This window comes from Caldimonas mangrovi, assembly GCF_023721835.1.
GTDB classification, from domain to species: domain Bacteria; phylum Pseudomonadota; class Gammaproteobacteria; order Burkholderiales; family Burkholderiaceae_C; genus Caldimonas; species Caldimonas mangrovi.
In genome coordinates, this window is sequence record NZ_JAMKFE010000017.1 from 97,230 (window position 1) to 118,772 (window position 21,543).

At 67.6% G+C, this 21,543-nt stretch carries 24 protein-coding genes and 2 pseudogenes; 13 read left to right on the forward strand and 13 right to left on the reverse strand.

Annotated elements, in window-relative coordinates:
* Positions 1 to 77: 77 nt before the first annotated feature.
* The 4 genes from M8A51_RS22300 to M8A51_RS22315 all read left to right on the forward strand — a co-directional run bounded on the left by M8A51_RS22300 (position 78) and on the right by M8A51_RS22315 (position 3,492).
* Positions 78 to 653 (forward strand): NnrU family protein, encoded by a 576-nt coding sequence (locus M8A51_RS22300; RefSeq protein ID WP_251780746.1) that lies wholly within the window; start codon positions 78 to 80, stop codon positions 651 to 653.
* Between the two features lie 319 nt (positions 654 to 972).
* Positions 973 to 1,236, forward strand: a complete 264-nt coding sequence (locus M8A51_RS22305) for a DUF4212 domain-containing protein (protein WP_251780747.1) — start codon at positions 973 to 975, stop codon at positions 1,234 to 1,236.
* 10 nt (positions 1,237 to 1,246) lie between these two features.
* Positions 1,247 to 3,049: a sodium:solute symporter family protein gene (locus M8A51_RS22310; protein WP_251780748.1), complete on the forward strand. Its 1,803-nt coding sequence runs from the start codon at positions 1,247 to 1,249 to the stop codon at positions 3,047 to 3,049.
* A 95-nt stretch (positions 3,050 to 3,144) separates the two neighbouring features.
* Positions 3,145 to 3,492 carry a hypothetical protein gene (locus tag M8A51_RS22315; protein ID WP_251780749.1) on the forward strand — a complete coding sequence of 116 codons (348 nt, stop codon included), beginning with the start codon at positions 3,145 to 3,147 and terminating at the stop codon, positions 3,490 to 3,492.
* Here the strand turns inward: M8A51_RS22315 and M8A51_RS22320 are convergent.
* The 5 genes from M8A51_RS22320 to bioB form a co-directional block, all read right to left on the reverse strand.
* Positions 3,480 to 5,372, reverse strand: a complete 1,893-nt coding sequence (locus M8A51_RS22320) for a DUF294 nucleotidyltransferase-like domain-containing protein (protein ID WP_251780750.1) — start codon at positions 5,370 to 5,372, stop codon at positions 3,480 to 3,482. The two genes, M8A51_RS22315 and M8A51_RS22320, sit on opposite strands and share 13 nt — an antisense overlap.
* A 259-nt stretch (positions 5,373 to 5,631) precedes the next feature.
* Complete coding sequence (gene fabV, locus M8A51_RS22325; protein WP_251780751.1) at positions 5,632 to 6,825, reverse strand: enoyl-ACP reductase FabV; 1,194 nt, start codon at positions 6,823 to 6,825, stop codon at positions 5,632 to 5,634.
* 116 nt (positions 6,826 to 6,941) lie between these two features.
* Positions 6,942 to 8,063: a protein kinase family protein gene (locus M8A51_RS22330; RefSeq protein WP_251780752.1), complete on the reverse strand. Its 1,122-nt coding sequence runs from the start codon at positions 8,061 to 8,063 to the stop codon at positions 6,942 to 6,944.
* Between the two features lie 155 nt (positions 8,064 to 8,218).
* Positions 8,219 to 8,686, reverse strand: a complete 468-nt coding sequence (locus M8A51_RS22335) for a GNAT family N-acetyltransferase (RefSeq protein WP_251780753.1) — start codon at positions 8,684 to 8,686, stop codon at positions 8,219 to 8,221.
* Positions 8,686 to 9,693 (reverse strand): biotin synthase BioB, encoded by a 1,008-nt coding sequence (bioB, locus tag M8A51_RS22340; RefSeq protein ID WP_407062258.1) that lies wholly within the window; start codon positions 9,691 to 9,693, stop codon positions 8,686 to 8,688. Before bioB ends, M8A51_RS22335 begins: the two co-directional genes overlap by 1 nt.
* 145 nt (positions 9,694 to 9,838) lie before the next feature.
* Between bioB and M8A51_RS22345 the strand changes: the two genes are divergently transcribed.
* From M8A51_RS22345 to M8A51_RS22355, 3 genes are all read left to right on the forward strand, one after another.
* Positions 9,839 to 10,483, forward strand: a complete 645-nt coding sequence (locus M8A51_RS22345) for a GntR family transcriptional regulator (RefSeq protein WP_251780754.1) — start codon at positions 9,839 to 9,841, stop codon at positions 10,481 to 10,483.
* Positions 10,484 to 10,691: 208 nt separating this feature from the next.
* Positions 10,692 to 11,174, forward strand: a complete 483-nt coding sequence (locus M8A51_RS22350; protein WP_251780755.1) for a VOC family protein — start codon at positions 10,692 to 10,694, stop codon at positions 11,172 to 11,174.
* A gap of 36 nt (positions 11,175 to 11,210) precedes the next feature.
* Positions 11,211 to 11,654, forward strand: a complete 444-nt coding sequence (locus tag M8A51_RS22355) for a VOC family protein (protein ID WP_251780756.1) — start codon at positions 11,211 to 11,213, stop codon at positions 11,652 to 11,654.
* A 58-nt stretch (positions 11,655 to 11,712) separates the two neighbouring features.
* Here the strand turns inward: M8A51_RS22355 and M8A51_RS22360 are convergent, their stop codons facing one another.
* The gene (locus M8A51_RS22360; RefSeq protein ID WP_251780757.1) at positions 11,713 to 12,015 is read right to left on the reverse strand and encodes a hypothetical protein; all 303 of its coding nucleotides are present in this window, start codon (positions 12,013 to 12,015) and stop codon (positions 11,713 to 11,715) included.
* A 239-nt stretch (positions 12,016 to 12,254) separates the two neighbouring features.
* Here M8A51_RS22360 and M8A51_RS22365 point away from each other — a divergent pair, with 239 nt between their 5' ends.
* Entirely contained in the window at positions 12,255 to 13,268 is a 1,014-nt protein-coding gene (locus M8A51_RS22365) for an acyltransferase family protein (RefSeq protein ID WP_251780758.1), read from the forward strand.
* Between the two features lie 58 nt (positions 13,269 to 13,326).
* Here the strand turns inward: M8A51_RS22365 and M8A51_RS22370 are convergent, their stop codons facing one another.
* The 3 genes from M8A51_RS22370 to M8A51_RS22380 all read right to left on the reverse strand — a co-directional run bounded on the left by M8A51_RS22370 (position 13,327) and on the right by M8A51_RS22380 (position 15,271).
* Positions 13,327 to 14,022 carry a chemotaxis protein CheB gene (locus M8A51_RS22370; RefSeq protein ID WP_251780759.1) on the reverse strand — a complete coding sequence of 232 codons (696 nt, stop codon included), beginning with the start codon at positions 14,020 to 14,022 and terminating at the stop codon, positions 13,327 to 13,329.
* Positions 14,023 to 14,289: 267 nt separating this feature from the next.
* On the reverse strand, positions 14,290 to 14,529 hold the full coding sequence (locus tag M8A51_RS26630; RefSeq protein ID WP_368408589.1) for an MAPEG family protein: 240 nt from the start codon (positions 14,527 to 14,529) through the stop codon (positions 14,290 to 14,292).
* A gap of 340 nt (positions 14,530 to 14,869) precedes the next feature.
* The gene (locus M8A51_RS22380; RefSeq protein ID WP_251780761.1) at positions 14,870 to 15,271 is read right to left on the reverse strand and encodes a GFA family protein; all 402 of its coding nucleotides are present in this window, start codon (positions 15,269 to 15,271) and stop codon (positions 14,870 to 14,872) included.
* 137 nt (positions 15,272 to 15,408) lie between these two features.
* Here M8A51_RS22380 and M8A51_RS22385 point away from each other — a divergent pair, with 137 nt between their 5' ends.
* Both M8A51_RS22385 and M8A51_RS22390 read left to right on the forward strand, forming a co-directional pair.
* Entirely contained in the window at positions 15,409 to 15,645 is a 237-nt protein-coding gene (locus M8A51_RS22385; RefSeq protein ID WP_251780762.1) for a hypothetical protein, read from the forward strand.
* 14 nt (positions 15,646 to 15,659) lie between these two features.
* Positions 15,660 to 15,920, forward strand: a pseudogene (locus M8A51_RS22390) (helix-turn-helix domain-containing protein); the annotation flags it as partial.
* Here the strand turns inward: M8A51_RS22390 and M8A51_RS22395 are convergent.
* The 3 genes from M8A51_RS22395 to M8A51_RS22405 all read right to left on the reverse strand — a co-directional run bounded on the left by M8A51_RS22395 (position 15,838) and on the right by M8A51_RS22405 (position 17,867).
* The gene (locus tag M8A51_RS22395; protein WP_251780771.1) at positions 15,838 to 16,122 is read right to left on the reverse strand and encodes a hypothetical protein; all 285 of its coding nucleotides are present in this window, start codon (positions 16,120 to 16,122) and stop codon (positions 15,838 to 15,840) included. The pseudogene M8A51_RS22390 and the gene M8A51_RS22395 sit on opposite strands and share 83 nt — an antisense overlap.
* Before the next feature lie 44 nt (positions 16,123 to 16,166).
* Positions 16,167 to 16,508 (reverse strand): leucine zipper domain-containing protein, encoded by a 342-nt coding sequence (locus M8A51_RS22400; protein WP_251780763.1) that lies wholly within the window; start codon positions 16,506 to 16,508, stop codon positions 16,167 to 16,169.
* 87 nt (positions 16,509 to 16,595) lie between these two features.
* Positions 16,596 to 17,867, reverse strand: coding sequence for a class II histone deacetylase (locus M8A51_RS22405; protein ID WP_251780764.1), 1,272 nt, complete (start codon positions 17,865 to 17,867; stop codon positions 16,596 to 16,598).
* Positions 17,868 to 18,043: 176 nt separating this feature from the next.
* On the opposite strand from M8A51_RS22405, the gene M8A51_RS22410 reads away from it, so the two are divergent.
* Together M8A51_RS22410 and M8A51_RS22415 are read left to right on the forward strand one after the other, a co-directional pair.
* On the forward strand, positions 18,044 to 18,643 hold the full coding sequence (locus M8A51_RS22410; RefSeq protein WP_251780765.1) for a YdeI/OmpD-associated family protein: 600 nt from the start codon (positions 18,044 to 18,046) through the stop codon (positions 18,641 to 18,643).
* Positions 18,644 to 18,787: 144 nt separating this feature from the next.
* A pseudogene (locus tag M8A51_RS22415) lies at positions 18,788 to 19,048 on the forward strand (PAAR domain-containing protein); the annotation flags it as partial.
* Between the two features lie 576 nt (positions 19,049 to 19,624).
* Here M8A51_RS22415 and M8A51_RS22420 read toward each other — a convergent pair.
* Positions 19,625 to 19,894 carry a hypothetical protein gene (locus tag M8A51_RS22420; protein WP_251780766.1) on the reverse strand — a complete coding sequence of 90 codons (270 nt, stop codon included), beginning with the start codon at positions 19,892 to 19,894 and terminating at the stop codon, positions 19,625 to 19,627.
* 176 nt (positions 19,895 to 20,070) lie between these two features.
* Here M8A51_RS22420 and M8A51_RS22425 point away from each other — a divergent pair, with 176 nt between their 5' ends.
* On the forward strand, positions 20,071 to 21,201 hold the full coding sequence (locus M8A51_RS22425; RefSeq protein WP_251780767.1) for a sensor histidine kinase: 1,131 nt from the start codon (positions 20,071 to 20,073) through the stop codon (positions 21,199 to 21,201).
* Positions 21,202 to 21,543: the final 342 nt, after the last annotated feature.

Consider the following 21,543-nt stretch of genomic DNA (forward strand, 5'->3'; position numbering starts at 1 on the left):
AAGCTGCGCACAACCCTTTTCATCGCGGGGCCGCGAAGCGAGAATCGCGCCACCCCTGCTCGCTTGAGGCTCCCAACATGACCCTGCTCGTCCTCGGACTCGTGCTTTTTCTCGGTGTGCATTCAGTGCGCATCGTGGCCGACGACTGGCGCAGCGCGCAGATCGCGCGGCGCGGCGAGAAGGCCTGGAAGGGCGTCTACACGCTGCTGTCGATCATCGGTTTCGTGCTGATCGTCTGGGGTTACGGCCTGGCCCGTACCGAGCCGGTGTTCCTGTGGCAGCCGCCACCGTGGACGCGGCATCTGGCATCGTTGTTCGTGCTGATCGCGTTCGTGCTGCTGGCCGCCGCCAAGGTGCCGCGCAACGCGATCAAGGCGCGCCTGCACCATCCCATGGTGGCCGGTGTCAAGCTGTGGGCCTTCGGACACCTGCTGGCCAACGGCACGCTGGCGGATGCGCTGCTGTTCGGCAGCTTCCTGGTCTGGGCCGTCGTCGACTTCCGCGCCGCACGTCGGCGCGACCGGGTGGCGGGCACCCTTTATCCGCCCGGCACGGCGCGCGGTACCGTCCTGACGCTGGTCGCCGGCGGGGTCGCGTGGGCGGTGTTCGCGCTCTGGCTGCATGCCTGGCTGATCGGCGTGCGGCCCTTCTGACGCCCCCGCACACGCGTTTTCCGCTCGGGAGTTTCCCTAGGGCACGGGCCGGCGCCCGGAACGCTCTGCTGCGTGCAAAGCGAGCGTTGACGCGGCCTGGCGGCCGATGCCTGGGCGGCGCGCACGGTCGCATAAGTTTCGCGTAAGCGCGCACCAAGCCTCGCGTAAGCCGCCGCCACGATGGTTGCGCCCGTGCTGTCTTGGTGGGCCCTCGCCTTCGCATGGGGCTTTCCGGCAGTCAGGCGGTATGCCGCCCAAGCATCGGTTCGCGAACTGCTCGCGGCCGGTTTCCATCAAGCACAACAGAAGGACTGTGGAGATGAGCTCGAACAAGGAGCGCAACGACGCCTATTGGAAGGCGACGCTGCGATTGCTGATCCCGATATTGATCGTCTGGGCCGTGGTGTCGTACGGCTTCGGTGTCGTGTTGAAGCCGGCACTCGACAGCATTCAGCTCGGCGGCTATCCGCTCGGCTTCTGGGTCGCCCAGCAAGGGGCCATCTACATCTACGTCGCATTGATCTTCTTCTATGCCTGGCGCATGGGCAAGATCGACCGCGAGCACGGCGTCGAAGAAGAGTGAGGGCCGAGCCATGAGTCTGCAAACCACCATCTACGTCATCGTGGGCCTGAGCTTCGCGCTCTACCTCGGCATCGCCTTCTGGGCCCGTGCGGGCAGCACCAAGGAGTACTACGTCGCCGGCGGCGGCGTGAACCCCATTGCCAACGGCATGGCCACCGCGGCCGACTGGATGTCGGCCGCGTCGTTCATCTCGATGGCCGGCCTGATCGCCAACATGGGCTACGGCGGCTCGGTCTTCCTGATGGGCTGGACCGGCGGCTACGTGCTGCTGGCCATGCTGCTGGCGCCGTACCTGCGCAAGTTCGGCAAGTTCACGGTGCCCGAGTTCATCGGTGACCGCTTCTACAGCCAGACCGCGCGCACCGTGGCCGTGATCTGCCTGCTGGTGGCCTCGATCACGTATGTGATCGGCCAGATGACCGGCGTGGGCGTGGCCTTCGCGCGCTTCCTGGGCGTGACGGCCGACACCGGCATCTACATCGGCATGGCGATCGTGTTCGCGTATGCGGTGTTCGGCGGCATGAAAGGCATCACCTACACGCAGATCGCGCAGTACGTCGTGCTGATCTTCGCGTACACCGTGCCGGCCATCTTCATCTCGCTGAACCTGACGGACAACCCGTTCCCGCAACTGGGTCTGGGCTCCAACCTGTCGGGCACCGACACGCCCATCCTGGCTCGGCTGGACCAGGTGGTCACCGACCTCGGTTTCGCCGAGTACACCACGGCCTATGCCGGCAGCATGCTGAACACGGCCTTCTACACGATCTCGCTGATGATCGGCACGGCCGGCCTGCCGCACGTGATCGTGCGCTTCTTCACCGTGCCCAAGGTCAAGGACGCGCGTTCGTCGGCCGGCTGGGCGCTGGTGTTCATCGCGATCCTGTACACCACCGCTCCGGCGGTTGGCGCGATGGCCCGCTTCAACCTGCTCGGCACCGTGAACAGCGAGGTCAAGGCCGGCGGCGACCTGTACGCCCCCGAAGCCAGTCTGGCCTATGCCAACCGCCCCGAATGGATGAAGCGCTGGGAAGCCACCGGCCTGCTGAAGTTCGAGGACAAGAACGGCGACGGCCGCATCCAGCACTACAACGACGCCACCAAGAACGCCGAGGTGCAGGCCAAGGCCCAGGCTGCGGGCTGGAAGGGCAACGAGCTGACCGTCAATGCCGACATCATGGTGCTGGCCAACCCCGAAATCGCCAAGCTGCCCAACTGGGTGATCGCGCTGGTGGCGGCAGGCGGCCTTGCCGCAGCACTGTCGACGGCAGCCGGCCTGCTGATGGCGATCTCGTCGGCAATCTCGCATGACCTGATCAAGGGCGTGTTCAACCCGAACATCAGCGAGAAGAACGAGCTGCTCGCTGGCAAGATCGCGATGGCCGGTGCGATCGTGCTGGCCGGCTGGCTGGGGCTGAACCCGCCGGGATTCGCGGCGGGCACCGTGGCGCTGGCGTTCGGCATCGCGGCCAGCACCTTGTTCCCGGCCATCATGATGGGCATCTTCTACAAGCGCATGAACAGCCAGGGTGCGGTGCTCGGCATGCTCGCCGGCCTGTTCGTCACGCTGTTCTACGTGTTCGCGCACAAGGGCCTGTTCTTCGTCAAGGGCACCGAGTACCTGGGCCTGGTCGGCGGTGCCAACGGCTTCTTCGGCATCACGCCCGAGGCCTTCGGCACCGTGGGCGCAATGGTCAACTTCGTGACCGCCTATATCGTGAGCAAGGTCACGGCCGCGCCGCCGGAGCGCATCCAGCACATGGTCGACGACCTGCGCACCCCGCGCGGTGCCGGCGTCGCACACGCGCACTGACCGCCTGCGCGCACCCCTGAAAAGCTCCCGCTGCGGCGGGAGCTTTTTTCTCTGTACGGCTACTTCTGCAGGCAGGCCGCTGCCACACTCACGCCATGCAACTCGACGCTTCCGTGATCCTCGCCTGGCTGCTGCTGCTGCTGGGCGTTGCGCTCGCCGCGCTGTGCCTCAAGCGCGCCTGGACCATCATCGTGCGGCGCAACTACGCCGAGGTCGCGGTGCGCCGCGGTGAACGGCCGCGCCAGCCCGAGCGGTGGGCGCCGTATGCCGCAGGCATCCACCTCGTCGGCGGTGCGCTGATGATCGGCGCGGTGCTGTGCGCGCTGCTGGGGCTGGCGCCCTTCGGCACCTGGACCAGCGCGATCGGGCTGACGCTGTGGGCCTACCTGTTCGCGCTCAGCATGCTCGCGCGTACGGCGCATCGAGCCGATCAACGCACGTAGTCGAGCTGCACCCTCTGCTGCAGCCGCCGCGCCACCCGAAAGCACTCCTTCAGCATGCGCCGGTCGATGTCGTTCAAGGCATCGAGGCGCACCACGTTCGGGTTGTCGGTGCCGGCGGGCGCCAGCCCGTCGAGCTGCGCGCGCAGACGCAGCATCTGCAGGTATTCGAACGCGGTGACCCAGGCCTCGGCCTGCGGTGCATCGGTGTGCTGCGCGCGGGCGATCGCCTCCAGCCGGCGGCGCGTGTTCACCTCGGGCAAGCCCAGCATCAGGCACTGCAGCCGCGCCACGTCGACGAAGATCGCCGTGCCCAGCAACTTCAGGTCGACCGTCGGCACGCCGTTGGTGGTTTTCGCGTCGATGCCGCCGAACCAGGTCAGCGGCACCCGCCGGCGCAGCAGATCCTCGGCCAGCAGGTGGCCGAACCGCGTCGCACCCTTGGCGCGCGCAGCGATGAACTCGCGCAGCGGGGTGGCCAGCGCCAGGTTGCCCACCAGCGGGCGCAGGTCGAAGTAGATGTTGGCCGCGAGCAGGTCTTCCGGAGAACCCTGGCCGATCCAGCGACCGAAGCGCGTGCGCCACTCCTGCGGCGTCAGGCAGCACTCGGGGTTGCTCGCCATCACGTTGCCCTTGCACAGCGGGTAGCCGCAGGCGTCCAGTGCTTCGTTGACTTCGCGCGCGAAGGCCAGCCACGCCGGGCGGTCGGCGTCGGGTGCATTGCTCTCGAACACCAGGCCGTTGTCCTGGTCGGTCGCAATGGTCTGTTCCGAACGGCCTTCGGAGCCGAACGCGACCCAGCACGCACGCTGCAGGTCGCGCCCATGGCGCGCGGCCACCAGCATCACCAGCCGCTCGGTCAACACGTCGTTCAGGTGGCTCACCAGCTCGGTCAGCTGCTTGGCCTGCACCCCCTGTCCCAGCAGGTTGCGCGCAAACTGCCGCAGCTGCCCGGCGAGCGACTGCAGGGCGGGCAGATCGGCGGCACGGCGCAGATCGGTGCTGAGCTGGTTCAGCGACAGCCGCTGCAGCGCGAACAGGTCACGCTCGGACACCATGCCGACCAGCCGGCTCCCGCGCGTGACCGGCACGTGGCGCATTCCGTGGCGCGCCATCAGCAGCGCCGCGTCCTGCGCGGTGTGCTCGTCGCTCAAACAGTGCAGCGGCGTGCTCATCACGTCGGCGATCGGCGTCGTGAGCGGCAACTGCGGCAGCGTCACGCGGTCGAGCAGGTCATGTCGGGTCAGAATGCCCTGCGGCGCGCCGGCCGCATCGGCCACCACGATGGAGCCGACGCGGTGCCGGCTCATCTGCGCCAGGGCCTCGCTCAACGGCGTCTGCGGCAGGCAGGCCTGCGGTGCGCTGGAGCACAACGCTCCCAGCCGGGTCTCGAGCGACTGCGTGGCCAGTGTCTGCGACACCAGCGTGGCCTGCATCGCCTGGCGCGATGCGTCGGCGAAGCGGGGCAGCCGGCGTTGCAGCACGTCGGCGAAGGGCTGGCTGGCGGCGGCCAGCGCCTCGGCGTGTTCGCGCGCCAGCACCAGGCAGCGGGTGTCACGCTGCGCGGTATAGACGGCAGTGACGGCGCGCCGTTCGCTCAGCGCCGCGACCGGGAACATGTCGCCGCACTCGTACTGGAAGCTGCCTTCATAGACATCGGTGACGCCGCGCACGCCGGCGACCGCGCCCATCAGGACGAAATAAAGCCGCTGCACCGGCCCGTCCTCCGGTTGCAGCACGCACTGCCCGGCGCGAAAGGCCTGCTCGTGCGCGTGCCCGACGAAAAAGTCCACGTGCGCCGGCTCCATCTGCGAGAACGGCAGGTGGCGGTGCACGGCGTCGCGCCACACTGCGGCGGCATCGATCGGGCTCGGGTCGCTCATCGGCATCGGCTCCTGGGCGCCACGGGTGGGGCGCGCGATGCGCTGATCTTGCCTCGGCGCGCGCCGCCTGTCCTGTTTCGTCATGCAGTGGTTGCGCCCGTTGACACCGCCGATCGCATCATCGGGGCTGCGAGCCACGCTTCAGACCAGCCTGTCCATGGACATCGGGTGCGAGGGCTCTCCGGTGGCCCCCGCTGCCCGACGTGGTGCAAGGCCGTCCCGGCGATGGCGCGCGGTGCGCCTTCGGTGAAGCAGCGTGTCAACACGACACCAGGCCGGGGATCGGCACGTCGGGGTCCACGTCGACGTCATAGTCGACGCCGGGCATCTCGAAGCCGAACAGGCGCAGGAACTCGGTCTTGTAGCCGGCGAAGTCGGTCAGTTCGCCCAGCGTGGCGTCGGTCACCTGGGGCCACAGCGCCAGCACGCGCGACTGCACGCGAGGGTCGAGCTCCTGGTCGTCCACGCGCAGCCGCCCCTCGGCGTCGAGGTTCGGCGAGCGGCCGTCCAGGCCGCTCCGATACAGCCGGTCGATCTGCTCGATGCACCCTTCGTGGGTGCCCTGCTCCTTCATGACCTTCAGCAGCAGCGACAGGTACAGCGGCATGATGGGGATGGCTGAGCTGGCCTGCGTCACGACCGCCTTCAGCACCGCCACGCGGGCGTCTCCGCCCACCGCCGCCAACTGCTGCCGTATCCGCAGCGCGCACCGGTCGAGGTCCTGCTTGGCGGCGCCGATCGAGCCGTTCCAGTAGAGGTCGCGGGTGATCTCTTCGCCCAGGTAGGTGTAGGCGGTTGTCGTCGCTCCATCGGCCAGCACGCCGGCCTGCCGCAACGCATCGATCCACATCTGCCAGTCATCGCCGCCCATCACCCCCACGGTGTCGTCGATCTCCTGCTGCGTTGCCGGCTGCAGCACCGTCTCGTTCAGCACTTCACGGTCGGTGTCGATGCCGCGCAGGCGGATCTCGCGCCCGATCGGCTTGAGGACCGAGCTGTGCACGACGCCGGTGCGCGGGTGGGTGCGTCGCGGGGCGGCGAGGCTGTAGACCACATGGTCGACGGGCCCGAACTCGCTGCGGATCAGCTCGATCGCCGCCTGCTTGGCGGCGTCGGAGAAGGCGTCCCCATTGAGGCTTCTGGCGACTCGGCCCGCCGCCCCGGCGAACTCGTGAAAGGCCGCCGTGTTGTACCAGCCGGCGGTGCCCGGCCGGGTCTCGCTGCCTGGCCGGTCAAAGAACACGCCGAGCGTGTCGGCGCCGCAGCCGAAGGCTGCCGCGATGCGCGCCGCCAGCCCGTAGCCCGTCGAGGCGCCGATCACCAGCACCTTCTTGGGCCCCTGCATCGCGCCCCGGGCCCGGATGTGGTCGATCTGCTGCTTGACGCCGGCCCTGCAACCGGTCGGGTGGGCTGTCACGCAGATGAAGCCGCGCACGCGAGGTTTGATGATCATGGGGTATCCGATGGTGTGTGGAAGGGCTGCGCTGCCAGGTGCTCGTGCTGCCGAGCGCACCTCGCCGCGACAGGCCGGCATTCTGCCGCGCCCGCCGTGCGGCCTCGGGCCTCCACTCAACCGTGTGCGAGCTGGTAGCGTTGCGCCAACCCGCGCCTGGCGTGCAGCTCGCCCGACAGCTGCGGTGGCGTCTTGTGCTCGTCGCCCCAGAACAGCCCGCCGGCAGCGCAGAGTTCGGCATGGTGGTGCTGCAGCGTGTGCTGCAGCCAATCGAGACGCTGCAGCGTCAGCGGCGTGCACGACTGACCGCTCAGGTCGTCGTCGACGTCGAGCAGGTGCGAGCGCCACTGCTCTGCCAGGAACAGCGGCTCGATCCCGCTGCGCAGCGCATCCGACCAGCGTGCCGTCATGCCGTCGAGCCAGCCGAGCACATCGGCGTTCGCGCCTGCCGCGGCAATGCGCGCCCGCATGCGGCGGTAGGCGTCGAGCGCGAGTTCCTTTTCCAGCCGGAACGCAGCGAGTGCCGCCGCCTCGCCTTGCCGCGCCTGCAACGCGAGCAGCCAGCCCGAGTAGGCGCGCGTCTCGAAGCGCTCGGCCGGGTGGAACATCGGCGTGTCGTTGCCGCGGCCGGCGGTGTTGAAGTGGCGCAGCGGATCGAACGCATACATGTAGCCGAAGTCGAACAGCCGCACCTGCCGGCCGTCGTCCAGCAGGTTGCCGGGCGAGTAGTCCCACTCGAACAGACCTTCGCACCACAGCGTACAAGCCGCGTCGAGCAACTGCGCGATCTGGCGCTCGCCCCAGTGCGTGGCCAGCTCGCCTTCAAGCCACGGCGAGACGATCAGGCCCTGGCGAAACGACGCGTATTGCGTGTCGACGATCGCACTCCAGCGCTGCGCGCCGCCGGGCCGCTGTTTCAGCCGCGTCAGGTCGGCGCGGCGCTGCACTTCGTTCAGGAACGAGGTCTGCCCGTCGACGTTCTTCACCAGCGACGGCACGCGCGCCTGCTTCAGCGTCCAGTGCCGCCGGCCATCGCTCAGCCGGTACACGATGGCCGTGAGCCCGCGGTCGAAACGCTGCACGACCTGTGGTTCGCCTCCGGTCAGCGCGCGCAGCTCGTCGGCGCTCCATGGCAGACCGGCAAGGCTGCCGATCTCGATGTCGTCGCCGCTCGCCGCGAAAGCGAGCTGACGGGCTTGTCTTTGCGCCGAAAGAGAGGACGCGTCGGAGGTTTGCATGGCCCGCGAGTCTAGGGATGTAATCACGCCGTACCGGCGCGCAGACGCACGAAAGGCGCCGCGTGTGTCGTGCAGCCGACAACCAGCACGTGTAGCGCCTGAAACTACAGGCGCTTCAACTCGCGCAGCTCGCGGTACAGCTGCGACCGGCCCGCTCAGGTCCAGCGCACGCACTTCTCCATCACGGCCACGGGGACCGCGTTGACCTCGGCACGGTCGAAGGTTGCCCAGCCGAGCTTTCTGTACAGCGGCTCGTGGCGCGGCGTGAAGAGATGCAGCCTCGCATGGCCGCTGCGCGAGCACTCGGCTGCCGCGCGCAGAGCCAGGGCCGAGCCGATGCCGGCGAGGCGGGACTCAGGACGCACGTAGACCAGACCGAGCCACGGCGTGAGATGCGCGTGCGTCAGCGTGCCGGCAGTGAGGCTGGCGCAGCCTGCGGGCACGCCGTCAGCCGTGCAGGCCAGCAGTGTCAGCGGCAGGTCGCTGCCCTGCAGGCTGTCCTCGAGCCATTTCACGCGCTGCGCCAGTGTGCGCGAGGGGTTCAGGGCGCCGAAGGCTGCGTGATGCCAGCGCGCCACCAGCGGCACCGCGTCCGGGCGGTCGGACAGACGGCAGATCCGCATCACGCCTGCGCGGCGCAAGCGCCGGTGGAGGCTCGCAAACCCAGCCTGCGAAAGAGCTCGCGGTCCCGCTCGGCGAGCGGGTTGCCGGCCGTCAGCAGCCGCTCGCCGAGGAAGATGGAGTTGGCGCCGGCCAGGAAGCACAGCGCTTGTGTCGCGTCGTCCATCTGCTGCCGGCCGGCGGACAGCCTCACGCGTGCCTTCGGCATGGTGAGGCGCGCCACGGCCACCGTGCGGACGAACTCGATCGGGTCGACCGGCGCCGCATCCTGCAGCGGCGTGCCCTGCACCCGGATCAGTTGATTGATCGGGACCGATTCCGGGTAGGGGTCGAGCCCGGCCAGTTGCTCGATCAGCGAGACCCGCTGCGCGCGCGTCTCACCCATGCCCAGGATCCCGCCGCAGCACAGCTTGAGGCCGGCGTCGCGCACACGACGTAGGGTGTCCAACCGGTCCTGGTACGTGCGGGTGCTGACGATGCGGCCGTAGAACTCCGGCGCGGTGTCCAGGTTGTGGTTGTAGAAATCGAGCCCCGCTTGCTTCAATTGCTGAGCTTGCGGGTCGGTCAACATGCCGAGCGTGATGCAGGTCTGCAGGCCCAGCGCACGGACTTCCCGCACCATCTCCAACAACCGCGGCATGTCGCGCTCCTTGGGGGAGCGCCAGGCGGCACCCATGCAGAACCGGGTGGCACCGCTGGCCTGGGCGGCGCGCGCGGCATCCAGCACCTGCGCCAGCGGCATCAGCTTCGTGGCCGCCACCCCGGTGTCGTGGTGGGCCGACTGCGAGCAATACCCACAGTCTTCCGCGCACCCGCCCGTCTTGATGGACAGCAGGGTCGACACCTGCACCTCGTTCGGGTCGAAATGCTCGCGATGCACCTGCTGAGCGCGGTACAGGAGATCCATCAACGGCAGCTCGTACAGCGCGCCGATCTGCGCTCGCGACCAGGTCGCCGGTGCAGGCGCAGGCCGCAGCGCGGGCGGCAAACGATCGGTCTGGGTCTTCAAGGTGGCGGCTCCCCGCTGAAGGGTGGAACGCAGGTGGCGCAAGTTATAGATAATTTGCGGGCCCACGATTCCACGATTGGAAGGGAGCGCAGTTTATGCTCAGTAATTGCGAGATTGAGCGCATATTGAGCGAGATTATCTATAGATGAAAACGTCACGGGAGGCCTCCCTTCCGAGCACGGTCGACCAGATCGCCGCCGCCTTGCGAGCGCAGATCATCGGCGGCGAGTTGGCCGCGGGAGCGCCCCTGCGTCAGGACTCGATCGCCCAGCAGTTCGGTGCCAGCCATGTGCCGGTCCGCGAAGCATTTCATCGGCTGCAGGCGCAAGGGCTGGTGGTGATCCTGCCTCGCCGCGGTGTGCGGGTCGCGCCGCTCGACATGGCCTCCATCCGCGAGACCGTCGAGATGCGCGGCGCGCTCGAGGCCCTGGCGCTGCAACACGCCATGCCCGGCCTGGACGACCGCCACATCGAGTTGCTCGAAGCGGCCCAGGCGCAGTGCGATGAGGCCCAGACCCTCGCCGAGTGGGACCTCGCCAACCGCGCCTTTCACCGCGCACTCGTCGCACCCTGCGGGATGCCGAGGCTGCTCGCCGTGATCGATACGCTGCAGTTGGCCAACTCACGCGTCGTTCTTGCCGCCGGCCGCAGCCGCGGATGGCAGCCCCGCTCCAACCATGACCACCGCCTGATCATCGATGCGCTGCGGCAGCGTGACGCGCCGCGGGCGCTCAGCCTGCTCGGCAGACACATCGGCACCATGGAGCGGGTGGGCTTCCCGACGCTCTAGTGTGCTGTCCCGCAAGCTTGTGGAATAGATGTCGAGCGCAGGCAGTGGGTGGCGAAGTTCCGGGTGTTTCCCGCCTGAACTTCTTCCACGAATTTGCGGGCAGCAGACCAGAGCCGGCGCAGGCGAAGATGTAAAAGTGCGCCGGCGTCTTGTCGATTTCCGGGTCCTCCGTTCGTCGTAGGCGTGTCACTACGAAAGGAGCCCTTCCATGACTGCCCCGAGAATCGCCCCCTGCCTCTGGTTCGACAACAACGCCGAGGAGGCCGTCGAGTTCTACGGCTCGGTGTTCGGCAACGTCCGCCTCGTCAGCGTGATTCGCAACGGTGAGCACGGCCCCGGCCCCCAGGGCACGGTGCTGGCCGGCGCCTTCGAGATCGAAGGCCAGTACATCGAGTTCATCAACGGCGGGCCCACGTTCAAACTCACCGAGGCGGTTTCGCTGGCGGTGCGCTGCGACGACCAGAGGGAAGTCGACCGCCTGTGGGACGCGCTGGTCGCCGGCGGCGGGGAGCATTCGCAGTGCGGCTGGCTCAAGGACCGCTTCGGCCTGTCGTGGCAGATCGTGCCGCGTGTGCTCTACGAGATGCACCAGGACCCGGACCCCGCCCGCGCCGGCCGTGTGATGCAGGCCATGATGCAGATGAGGAAACTCGACATCGCCGCACTGGAACGGGCCTACGAAGGCCGTTGAATCCGTCCCCGTCCCCATTCACTCCAGGAGGCCCACATGTCTGCCACGACCCCCACCACCGAAGTCCAGCCCTACGTTTTCTTCCGCGGCCGCTGCCAGGAAGCCATCGATTTCTACGCTGCCGCCATCGGCGCGCAGGCCGAGCAGGTGATGCGCTTCGACCAGAGCCCCGACCCGGTGCCGGAAGGCATGTTGCAACCCGGCTACGAGCACAAGGTGATGCATGCTGCCGTGCGGATCGGCCGCACCACGCTGCTGATGTCCGACGGTTGCGGCACCGAGCCGCCCGCAGCCGGCTTCTCGCTGGCGCTGCAGGTGACCACCGAAGCCGAGGCCGACCGCGCTTTCGCGGCACTGGCCGAAGGCGGCCAGGTCACGATGCCGCTGGGCAAGACCTTCTGGTCGCCGAAGTTCGGCATGCTGACCGATCGGTTCGGCATCGGCTGGATGGTGAACGTGGCGGTCCCGCCCGCTGCTTGAGGGGAGGGGAGCGCCTCGCGCGGGTCGCGGGCGGCTCCGCGCGCCCCGGTGCGAAAGATCACGGGTCCAACACGCCGGGGAAGGCTGCGCGCCACGCATCGGCGAAGCGGCTCGACGCGGCCAGCGTGAGCGTGACGGTGTGCCAGCCTCCGTCCTCGACGTGCAGCTGGAGGTCGTGATCCCAGTCCATCCCGTCGTCCATGCTGCCGTGCGTGTCGGGGAAGTGCGCCCAGGCCCAGTCGAGCAGCTGCTGCACCTCAAACATCACGGCGGCGTGCTGCGCGGCAGCGGTGGAGGCCATCGCTTCGATCGTCGTGAGGCCTCCGGCATCGTGACTGAGGTCGAAGGTGAGGTAGTCCATGGGTGACTGTGCTGCCGGAAGTGTGTCTGCAGGTTGCGTAAACCCCTGATTCCGCCGAGGTTGATACGTTCGTTTGCACTCACATCGGCTTTCATGCTGCGGCGCAGCATGGGCGTGCAAGGATAGCGGCTCTCGTCCGCCGCACCCTTCCACTGCCCAGCGCACCAATGCCCTCCAGCCCTACCCGTGACCCGCAGCCGCATGCCGGCGTTTCCAACTCGTCGTCCCAGGGAGGCCGCATGGAGTGGGTCGACACCCTGCGCGGCTTGGCGATTGTGCTCGTGCTGTCCTTGCATGCCTCTCTCGCGCTGAGGCGCCACGGCCTGGAGCCGTGGCAGCCGGCGGTCGAGTTCAACGAGTTCTTCGCGCCGTATCGCATGGCGATGCTGATGCTGCTGTCCGGTCTGTTGCTGGGCTCGGCGCTGCGCAAGCCGCCGCATGTCTACGTGCTGCGCAAGATCGGCTCGCTGATGTGGCCCTACGTTCTGTGGACGACGATCTACGGGGTGGCGGTGAACGAGGCCGGCGTGATCCACGTGCCGCTGTGGACGGGGGCCACCTACCTGTGGTTCCTGCTGTTCCTGTTCACCTACTATCTGGCGGGTCTGGCCCTGCGCCGGGTGCCGACTGCTGCGGTGGTGCTCGCCTGCTTCGCGGTGTCGCTCGCCGCCCCGGACGGCACCAAGTACTTCGAGCGCTACTTCTTCCTCATGGGCTTCTTCTTTCTCGGCGCCTGGCTGCAGCAGCGCCCGGCGTGGTTGCAGGCACCGGTACTTTCCGCGCCCAAGCTGCTGATCCCCGCGGCGGCGCTCGCGCTGGGCCTGTCCGTCGCCTCGGTGCTCGGCAGTGGCATCAACTACGACGCCCGGTTCCTCGTGCCCGCGCTGGCCGGCATCGCGCTGCTGATCGCGGTGGCGAAAAGCGCGCCCGGCTCCGGCTGGGCCCGCGGGCTGAGCTTTGTCGGCCGACACTCCGTGGTCTATTTCGTTGTGCACTACCCGGTGATGTACGCCGCGATGGCGCTCGCGCTCGGCCTGGGCTACCGGGACGAGCCCGGCCTGATCTACACCGCGGCCTTGCTGACCGGGGTGCTGGTGTCGTCCGCGATGGTGGTGCTGCGCGAGCGCGCGCCCTTCACAGAAATGCTGTACTCGTTGCCGCTCAGCCAGCAGCCGCGCCGGCAGACCGTGCGGCCTCCGGTGTCGGTCATCGACGATATGGCGCCTTCTTCGGTGTTCTCCGAGTCGAAGTGATTCTTCTGCGTGCAGTGCGAGCAGCGCGGCCGGGTGCAGCCCGCACCTGAGAAGCCCCTCACGGTAGAGCGGTTCTGCGAAGTGTGGAAGCGCGTGTTCGGCGAGCGCGCTGCTCAGCCCGGCCCTCGCTGGCGCCGAGGCGCAGTTCGTCGGCCAGTGCTTTGGTGGGCGCTTCGGCGAGCGCAGCGGCAGGCCCCGTGACGAGTCTGGTCAGCAGCGCTCCCATGCGTGCCACTGGCACCACGTGGTCCACCTCGACGTGATGCAGCGCGCTCTCGGGCATGCTCGGCGCCTCGGCGTCCTGCGGGTCCTGCACCACGGCCATGCCGCCACACGTCTTGATGGCCATCAGCCCCGAGGTGCCGTCGTCCAGGTGTCCGGTCAGGACGACGCCGATCGCCGCCGCACCATGGTGGACCGCCACGCTGCGAAACAGCGGGTCGATGGCCGGCCGCGTGTGGTTCTCCTTCGGCCCCCGCGTCAGCAGGATGGATTCGCGGGTGACGAGCAGGTGGTGGTCGGGCGGCGCGACGTAGACCCGCCCCGCAACGAGGGGTTCGCCGTGGACGGCATGCTGTGCCGGCAAGCCGCCGCTTCTGTGCAGCAGCCTGGGCAGCATGCTTTCGTGCGGGCCGATGTGCTGCACCACGAGGATCGCCGCCGACAGGCTGGGACCGAGTTCGGACAGCAAGGTACGGAGCGCGGCAACGCCGCCGGACGAGGCGCCGATGGCAATGATGTTGCGCTGCGTCATCGGTAAGCGGGAAGCGGTGCGGCACGCGGGCCGCTTCACAACACCAGAGCAGGCAGCATGCCGGCTCGGTCGATGCCGCGTCTTGCGAGTGCCGTTCCGGCCCGGCGCGCCGCGCCGCTGTGTCGACAGCTTGCCGAGCCAGACGACCGTCCCGATATGCTGCGCCGACCCTTCAGCGCTCACTCATCACATGCGCCTGACCGCCGGGCACCTCGAGTCACCTGAAAGCGGCGACGCACGGCGCTTCGACTTCAGCCGCTCTGCGCCTCATGCCCGCACCAGCGTGCCGACGAGCACCAGTTGAGCGCCGACACCGACCAGGAACGCCAGCGTGCGCGGCACGATGTGCAGCTCCGAGAGGCACACCAGATAGTGGGCGGCGCGAGCCCAGAAGTACACCTCTGCGGCCACCGCAGTCCATGCATTCGTCGCCCCGGCCGTGCAGACCGGGTGGCGGGAACCATTGCCAGCCAGGCGGACCGAGTTCGCGGAAGCGGTTGGCGACATAAGGCACCCACAGCAGCGCGGTCATCAGGCAGGTGAGCGCGAGCCAGTGCAACTCGGGGCGAAGTGTGGTCATGCGAAGGCAAGCCGGGTGGTGAAAGCCTTCAGGCTACCCAGCGGGTGCCCGCGCCGCCATGCCGTGTCGGCACGACAAATGGACTGTGGTGGAAGACGTGACTCACCCCCCTTCGCCAGCCCTTGCGCCCGACGTGCTGCGCTCTCCGGCCGGCGTGTGGACGTTGCGCGGGCACGCGCTGCAGATCGACCAGCCACCGGCGGCCGAACCCTCGCAGGCGCTGCCGAGCCGCCGTCTTGACCCGGCGCACGCCGCCGCTCGCGCCCTCTACAGGTGTGCCGTCACCTCGGGCGGCGGCCCCGATGCGTCGTGCATGCCGTTCACGTACACGACGGGAATGGCCGCCAGCTCGGCCTCACTCACGCCTTCCAGGCAGCCGAGGTTGATCCCGTACATCTTGCCGATCGGCGTGTCGTTGCCCACGCCGAACGGCCGCACGCCGCAATGGCGGCAGAAGTGGTGGTGGTTCTTGCCGGTGTTGAAGCGGTAGAGCGTCAGTTCGGACTCGCCCCGCAGCAGCCGGAACCCGCCTTCACGCGCCACCGCCGGCCAGAACCGCGTGCGGCGGCAGATCGAGCAGTTGCAGCGATACGAGGGTTGCGACAGATCGAGATCGGCCTCGAACTGCACGGCCTGGCAGTGGCAGGAGCCGCGGTAGGTCTTGAGCATGGTTCACCTGAGGAAAGACACTTGGGCACGACGATCGGGCCAGGCCGGAATCGACAGACACACGGCCAGGCAGCGCATCTGACCGCGCTGCGTCTGCCCTGACAATCCGGCGTCGCCCCAAGCGCAGGAGAACCCGCATGAAGACCTATGACATCGACGTACAGCGCCTCAAGTCGGCGAAGCACGACAAGGGCGTGATCGAACTCGCGGCCGACCTTTCGGTGCTGCCGCGCACCGCGCGGGACGACCCACCCGCCGCCAGCAGCCTGCGGCTGCCCGTCGAGCACGCCCGCACCCTGGTGATCCTGCTCAAGCAGCAACTGGCCGAGCTGGACAAGCTGCAGCCGCGCAGCCGGCGGTCGGGGCGCAGCTGAGCGTGGCGGCGCCGATGAACCTCCATCGCGTCGACCTGGTCTCGCTGTCCCTGTTCAGCTTGGTTGCCCGGTCGGGCAGCATCAGCAAGCGCGCCCAACTCGCTTCGCTGGCGGTCGGGGCGGCCAGCAAGCGGCTGTCGGACCTGGAGGCCGCGGTCGGCGCCGTGCTGCTCGAGCGCCATTCCCGCGGCGTCACGTTGACGGCGGCGGGGCAGGTCCCGCAGCGGCATGTTGGATCGGCACGTGGAGCGCGTCGAAGTAGCGGGCTGCTTGCCTCACGAAGTCCACGGCGCTGGCTTGCTTCTTGTCTGAATAAGTCTTGGTGAACGCAATGCGGCTGAGATCGTCCACTGCCACGAAGACGTACTCCCAGCCGACATTGCGGGCGCCTTGGGTTCGGTCGCCAGTGATGCGGTGGTCGACCTTGTCGAAACGATCGAGCTTCTTGATGTCGATGTGCAGCGGCTCGCCGGGCATCTCCCGCTCGTATCGCGGCTCTGGTTCATGGGGCCGAAGGTCGCTCAAGTGAGACAGGCCTGCACGTCGCGAACCCGGCACACCGTGGCCTTGGACACGCCCATGTACGAGGCGATGGTGGCCTGCAGGAACAGCTTGCGACGCAGTTCGACGATGGTTGCCGCCACCCGAGGATCGATGGCCCTCGGCGAGCGTGCCGGCCGTGAGGACTTGTCGAGCAACTGTGGTGCTCCGCCGGCCAGGTACGGGGCATGCCATTTGCGCGCGGTGGCCGCGCTGACTCCGTGCTTGGCCACGGCTTCCGATGCAGACAAGCCACGCTCAGCGATGTCTCGAACCACCAGGCGACGCAGGTACGTCAATCGGGCATTCTTATGGGTGTTCATCCGGGTGTGGTCTTGAATTGGACAGGCGGTTTGGCGATTGCCAGTCTCTCAAAACCTCTCCGGGTGAACACCCGCAACAACCTATTGCTAGGCAGCGAGCTTCAACGCGCGCGCCTGCTCGTCCAGCAGTTCTCGCTGGAACGCCGCAAAGCGGGGCGACGGCTGCTGCGCCTGGATCAGCCCCAGCATCGGGTCGACCACCGGCGTGCGCACGCCGGTCAATTCCTCGACGATGGCCAGCCCGCAGAACGGCACGTACGACTCGGCATAGCCGCCTTCGTGCACCATCACCAGCTTGCCGGCGCAGTGGCGCTCGGCGGCCTCTTTCATGCGCGCCGTCATCGCGCGGTACGTGTCGCTGTGCAACTGCATGCGCGCCAGCGGGTCGACCGCGTTGGCGTCGATGCCGCTGGCGACGACGATCAGGTCCGGCTTGTAGCCGTCGAGCAGCGGCATCACGATGCGGTCCATCGCATACAGGTAGGCATCGTGGCCACCGCCCGGCAGCAGCGGGATGTTGACGTTGTAGCCCAGGCCGTCCCCCTGGCCGCGGTCGCCGGCGCCGCTGTAGCCGGGCGGGAAGCAGTTCTCCTGGTGCAGCGAGATCGTCAGCACGTCGCGGCGTTCATAGAAGGCCGCCTGCGTGCCGTTGCCGTGGTGCACGTCCCAGTCGACCACGGCCACACGCAGCCCGGGGTGCGCCGCACGCGCGGCTTCGATCGCGATGGCGATGTTGGCCAGCAGGCAAAAGCCCATCGGCCGGGTCGGCATGCAATGGTGGCCCGGGGGCCGCGACAGCGCATAGGCGTTGCGCAGCGAGCCGTTCAACACCTGCGCCAGCGCTTGGACCGCGAGGCCGGCGGAGAGCTGGGCGATCTCGAAGCTGCCGCGGCCGAACGGCGCAAAGTCGCCTAGGTCGCCGCCGCCCTTTTCGCTCAAGGCGCGGAAGTCGTCGATGTAGCTCTTGGGGTGCACCCGCAGCAGGTCTTGTTCCGTCGCAGCCGGCGCTGACCGGATGGGCACGTGCTGCACCAGGCCCGACACCTCCACCAGCGACCGGAAGCGCCGCTTCGAGTCGGGCGACTCGGCGAACCCGCCGCGCGTGGCCGGCTCCACCCAGCCGCCGACCGGCAGCACCAGTGCGTATTCGCCGCCCGTGTGCCAGAAGGTCTTTTCGTCGGAGAAGAAGGCCGTGCCGGGCCGCTGTCCTGGGCTGGGCGCTTTCGGCTGGGCCGCCGATGACGCCGAGGCTGACAGCCCCGCAGCGGCACTCGCCGCACCGGCCACCAGGCTGCCCAGGGCCGCGCGGCGGTCGGGCCGGGCGGGGCGATGTGCTTTGCGATCGATGTCGAACTGCAAGAGGTCCTCCTGACGGGTGGCGGTTGGGGAATCTTCTAATGTGAACAGTCCGCAGCAAAAACGAAATCAAGGCCATGCGCAACTACGAGAATTCGGAGTCGCTGCCATATGCAGGGGCGCTCCGGGCTCATGGCAGGATCGCGCGTGGGCATGAAATCAAGGAAAGAGGCGTTCAAATGGCACCGGTCTGGGTCGACCCGAAGAAGGTTCACGAATTTGCCGATGAACAAGCCTTCCACGACTGGCTCGCCCGGCACCACGACCAGGAAGACGAGGTGTGGATCAAGCTCCACAAGGTGGGCTCACGACTGGCGTCGATCACCCCCAAGCAAGCCATCGACGTGGTGCTGTGCTGGGGCTGGATCGACGCGGTGCGCAAGGGGCTGGACGACACCAGCTACCTGCAGCGCTACACGCGCCGCCGCAAGAACAGCATCTGGAGCAAGATCAACGTCGCCAACGTGGCCCGGCTGATCGAAGCCGGCCGCATGACCGAGCACGGCCTGCGCGAAGTCGAGGCCGCCCGGGCCGACGGCCGCTGGGACCGCGCCTACGGCAGCGGCAAGGACCTGAAAATCCCCGAAGATCTGCAGGCGGCCATCGACGCCGAGCCGAAGGCGCGCGACATGCTGAGCCGGCTCAGCGAGCAGAACCGCTTTGCACTGGCCTTCCGTATGCACCAGGTGAAGACCGAGGCGGGGCGCAGGAAGAAGATCGAGGCCCTGGTGGGCATGCTCAAGCGGGGCGAGACGGTTTATCCGCAGAAGAAGAAATAGGACGAAGCTCCTCGCTCAGCGGCAGATCACGGCAGGCTGCCCCGAGCATCAAGGTCATGGCGGACAGCGGCAGCGCCGCAAGACGGGTTCGCTGGACCTCCCCTCCAAGTGACGGGGTACCTGTTTGATTCCCCAGGGGCGCTGATGCAGCGCCTGCCTGGAATCCCAACGACCAAAACGACGGACTCAGTCCGCACTACAGGGGGGAGCAGCTATGGGTCGGCCACTCACGGCAAGCGTATTGCGCGGGTCGGAGACAAAGTCACTTGTCCCCCAAAGGGGCACGGCAGGGTCACAACGATCGCGACCGGTGATCCGACGCTCATCATCGATGGCGCGCCAGCTGCCCGGCATGGCGACCTTTGTGCATGCGGCGCGAAGCTTCTGGCCGGCCAATACATCACCGTTGTAGACGAAGGCAACGACGTCGGCGCACAACAGTCTTCTTCACGGGCTGAAAGTGCAGCGGGAAGACCGTCAGCGGTCGAAACGCTTCACACTGTCGTCCGTCTACGCCGTGAGGGATTCGAGTTCAAAACCCGGTCCGAGTGGAAGGCAAGAGCTCCGAAGAAGGATCTGGAGCTGGACTGGGGCCATCATTCGATCGCCCTTCATCACGCCGGAAACAGCTTCAGTTGCAGCGCCGATGGCGCTGAGCAGTTGAGGCGCTCGCAGGAGCAGGAGATGGCCGGCATCTTCGACGACGTCAGCTACCACTACGCCGTCGACTGCAATGGAGTCATCTACGAGCCGCGCGATATCCGCTTCAAGGGCGGCCACATCGACTCGGACAACAGCGGCGCGGTGGGCATCGTGCTGCTTGCGGATCTGTCACGCCGCGGAGAGGCCGAGATGCTCCGCAACGAACACGGATTGACTGCACCATGAAGAAGCGGGTCCTTCTTGCCATCCGGCTGGCGCTCGCCGTAGCGGTGGCCGGGAGCTACATGGGGCTCCAGGTTCGCTGGGAGCGAGACCAGATCACGCGCCGTCGCGTACATATGACCCGTTCATCAAGAGGTCGCCTTCACTGCAGTTGGTTTTCGTTGATCCGCTCGATTGCGGATCATGCGAAGAGCGATCGGCGGCGACCGTGGACGAAAGCGAGCAGCAGTCGTTGAGGGCGTTCTGCGACGCCGGCAGGAACCGGCCGGTCTCAGGTCGGCTGCTGTTGCTGCCGAGCAAATAGCGAACGCGTCTTCGATGCAGTTCCCCGCCTGAGTCCGAGAGCGGCCAGTTCCGGTTGTTCAAGTAAGTCTGCTTTTCGGGGTATGGTCGAGCCGTTGCCGACCAAGAGCGGTCCGCGGCGGTGAGTTCGGTGTACAGGCGAGGGCGGGAGGCGCATACTGCCACTCCCAGGCGAGGCGAGACCATTCCGCCACCACCCGCTGCGACCGGCGCTACGCCGCAGCTATCAGGCCATCGCGATGCGCGGCTTCCTTCTGAACAATCGCGCCGAACTCATTCAAAGATGCAAGGACAAGGTCGCGCGCAGGCCTTCGCGAGGCGCGACCCGCGCGCAGCTGGCGCACGGCATACCGATGTTCCTTGACCAACTGACACGGACGCTCGAAGCTGAGGGGCAGGGTGACGTTGCTGGCGGGCTGCGGATCTCCGGGCCGCCTGGCGGTGACGCCGCGGCGCTCTCAGAGGTAGGCATTTCGGCAACCGCTCATGGCGGTGAGCTACTTGGGCTGGGCTACACCGTCGACCAAGTGGTGCATGACTACGGCGACCTGTGCCAGGCCATCACCGACCTGGCCGTCGAACGAGACGCCCCATTCTCGGTCGACGAATTCCGGACACTGAACCGCTGCCTGGACAACGCGATTGCCGACGCAGTTACCGAGTTCGCCGCCCAACGCGACCTCGACGTGGCGCGGCGGCACGCCGAGCAAGAGAACGAACGGATCGGCTTCCTCGCGCATGAACTGCGCAACCATCTCCACGTCGCTAAGCTCGCATTCGCGGCCCTCGAATCGGGCAGGCTTCCAGTGGGCGGCTCGACCGGGGGGGTTCTGAAACGCAGCCTCGATTCCCTGGAAAGCTTGATCAACCGCTCGCTGGCATTTATTCGCGACGCTGCGCATGCGCCCTTGCATCCGCCCGTCTTTTCTCTCGCTGCCTTCCTGGCGAACGCAGGCCGCGTCGCGGAGCTCTACGCAGCGGATACGGGTTGCACGCTTCGTGTTGCGCCGGTGGATGCACAGCTCGGGATCGAAGGCAACCGCGACCTACTTTCCGCGGCGCTTGGAAACCTTCTGCAAAACGCGTTCAAGTTCACCCAGCCATGCAGCGAAGTATCGCTGCGCGCGCACGTGTCCGACGCTTGGATTCTGATCGATGTGGAGGATCACTGCGGGGGTCTTCCACAAGGCCGCGCCGAGACGATGTTCGAGCCCTTCAGGCAAGGCTTTGACGACAAGCGCGGACTCGGGCTGGGGCTGTCGATCGCCAAGGAGAGCGTCGAGGCGGACGGCGGACGGTTGACTGTCCGGGACATGCCTGGCAAGGGCTGCGTTTTCACCATCGCCCTGCCGCTGCGCAGGCTGGGATAGCCCGCCACGCTTCCCGGTCACGGGGGGGCTGGGACGGGCGTTCCGATCCTATTCGTTGCGCGACGGTGCCGCTGCCCTGCACGAGTCGATCGACTGCCGAGGTCCGGCGGTGGCCGACGATCTTCACTTCCCTTGGCGTTCCTGATGGGGCTGCTCGGCGCAGCGCATGCCCGGTTGGGACGGTGAAATTCCGGCGCTAGACGTCGGCAACGGGTCGAGGCCGTGTGGAAACCCCCGTTGAAGATGCCGCCAGCGGCATATCCCGACGCGACCGGCATCACTCTGCTGAGCACGACAAGCGAGCGCGGCTGAAAAAGGGCTATCGCCCTATGCCCTCATCGC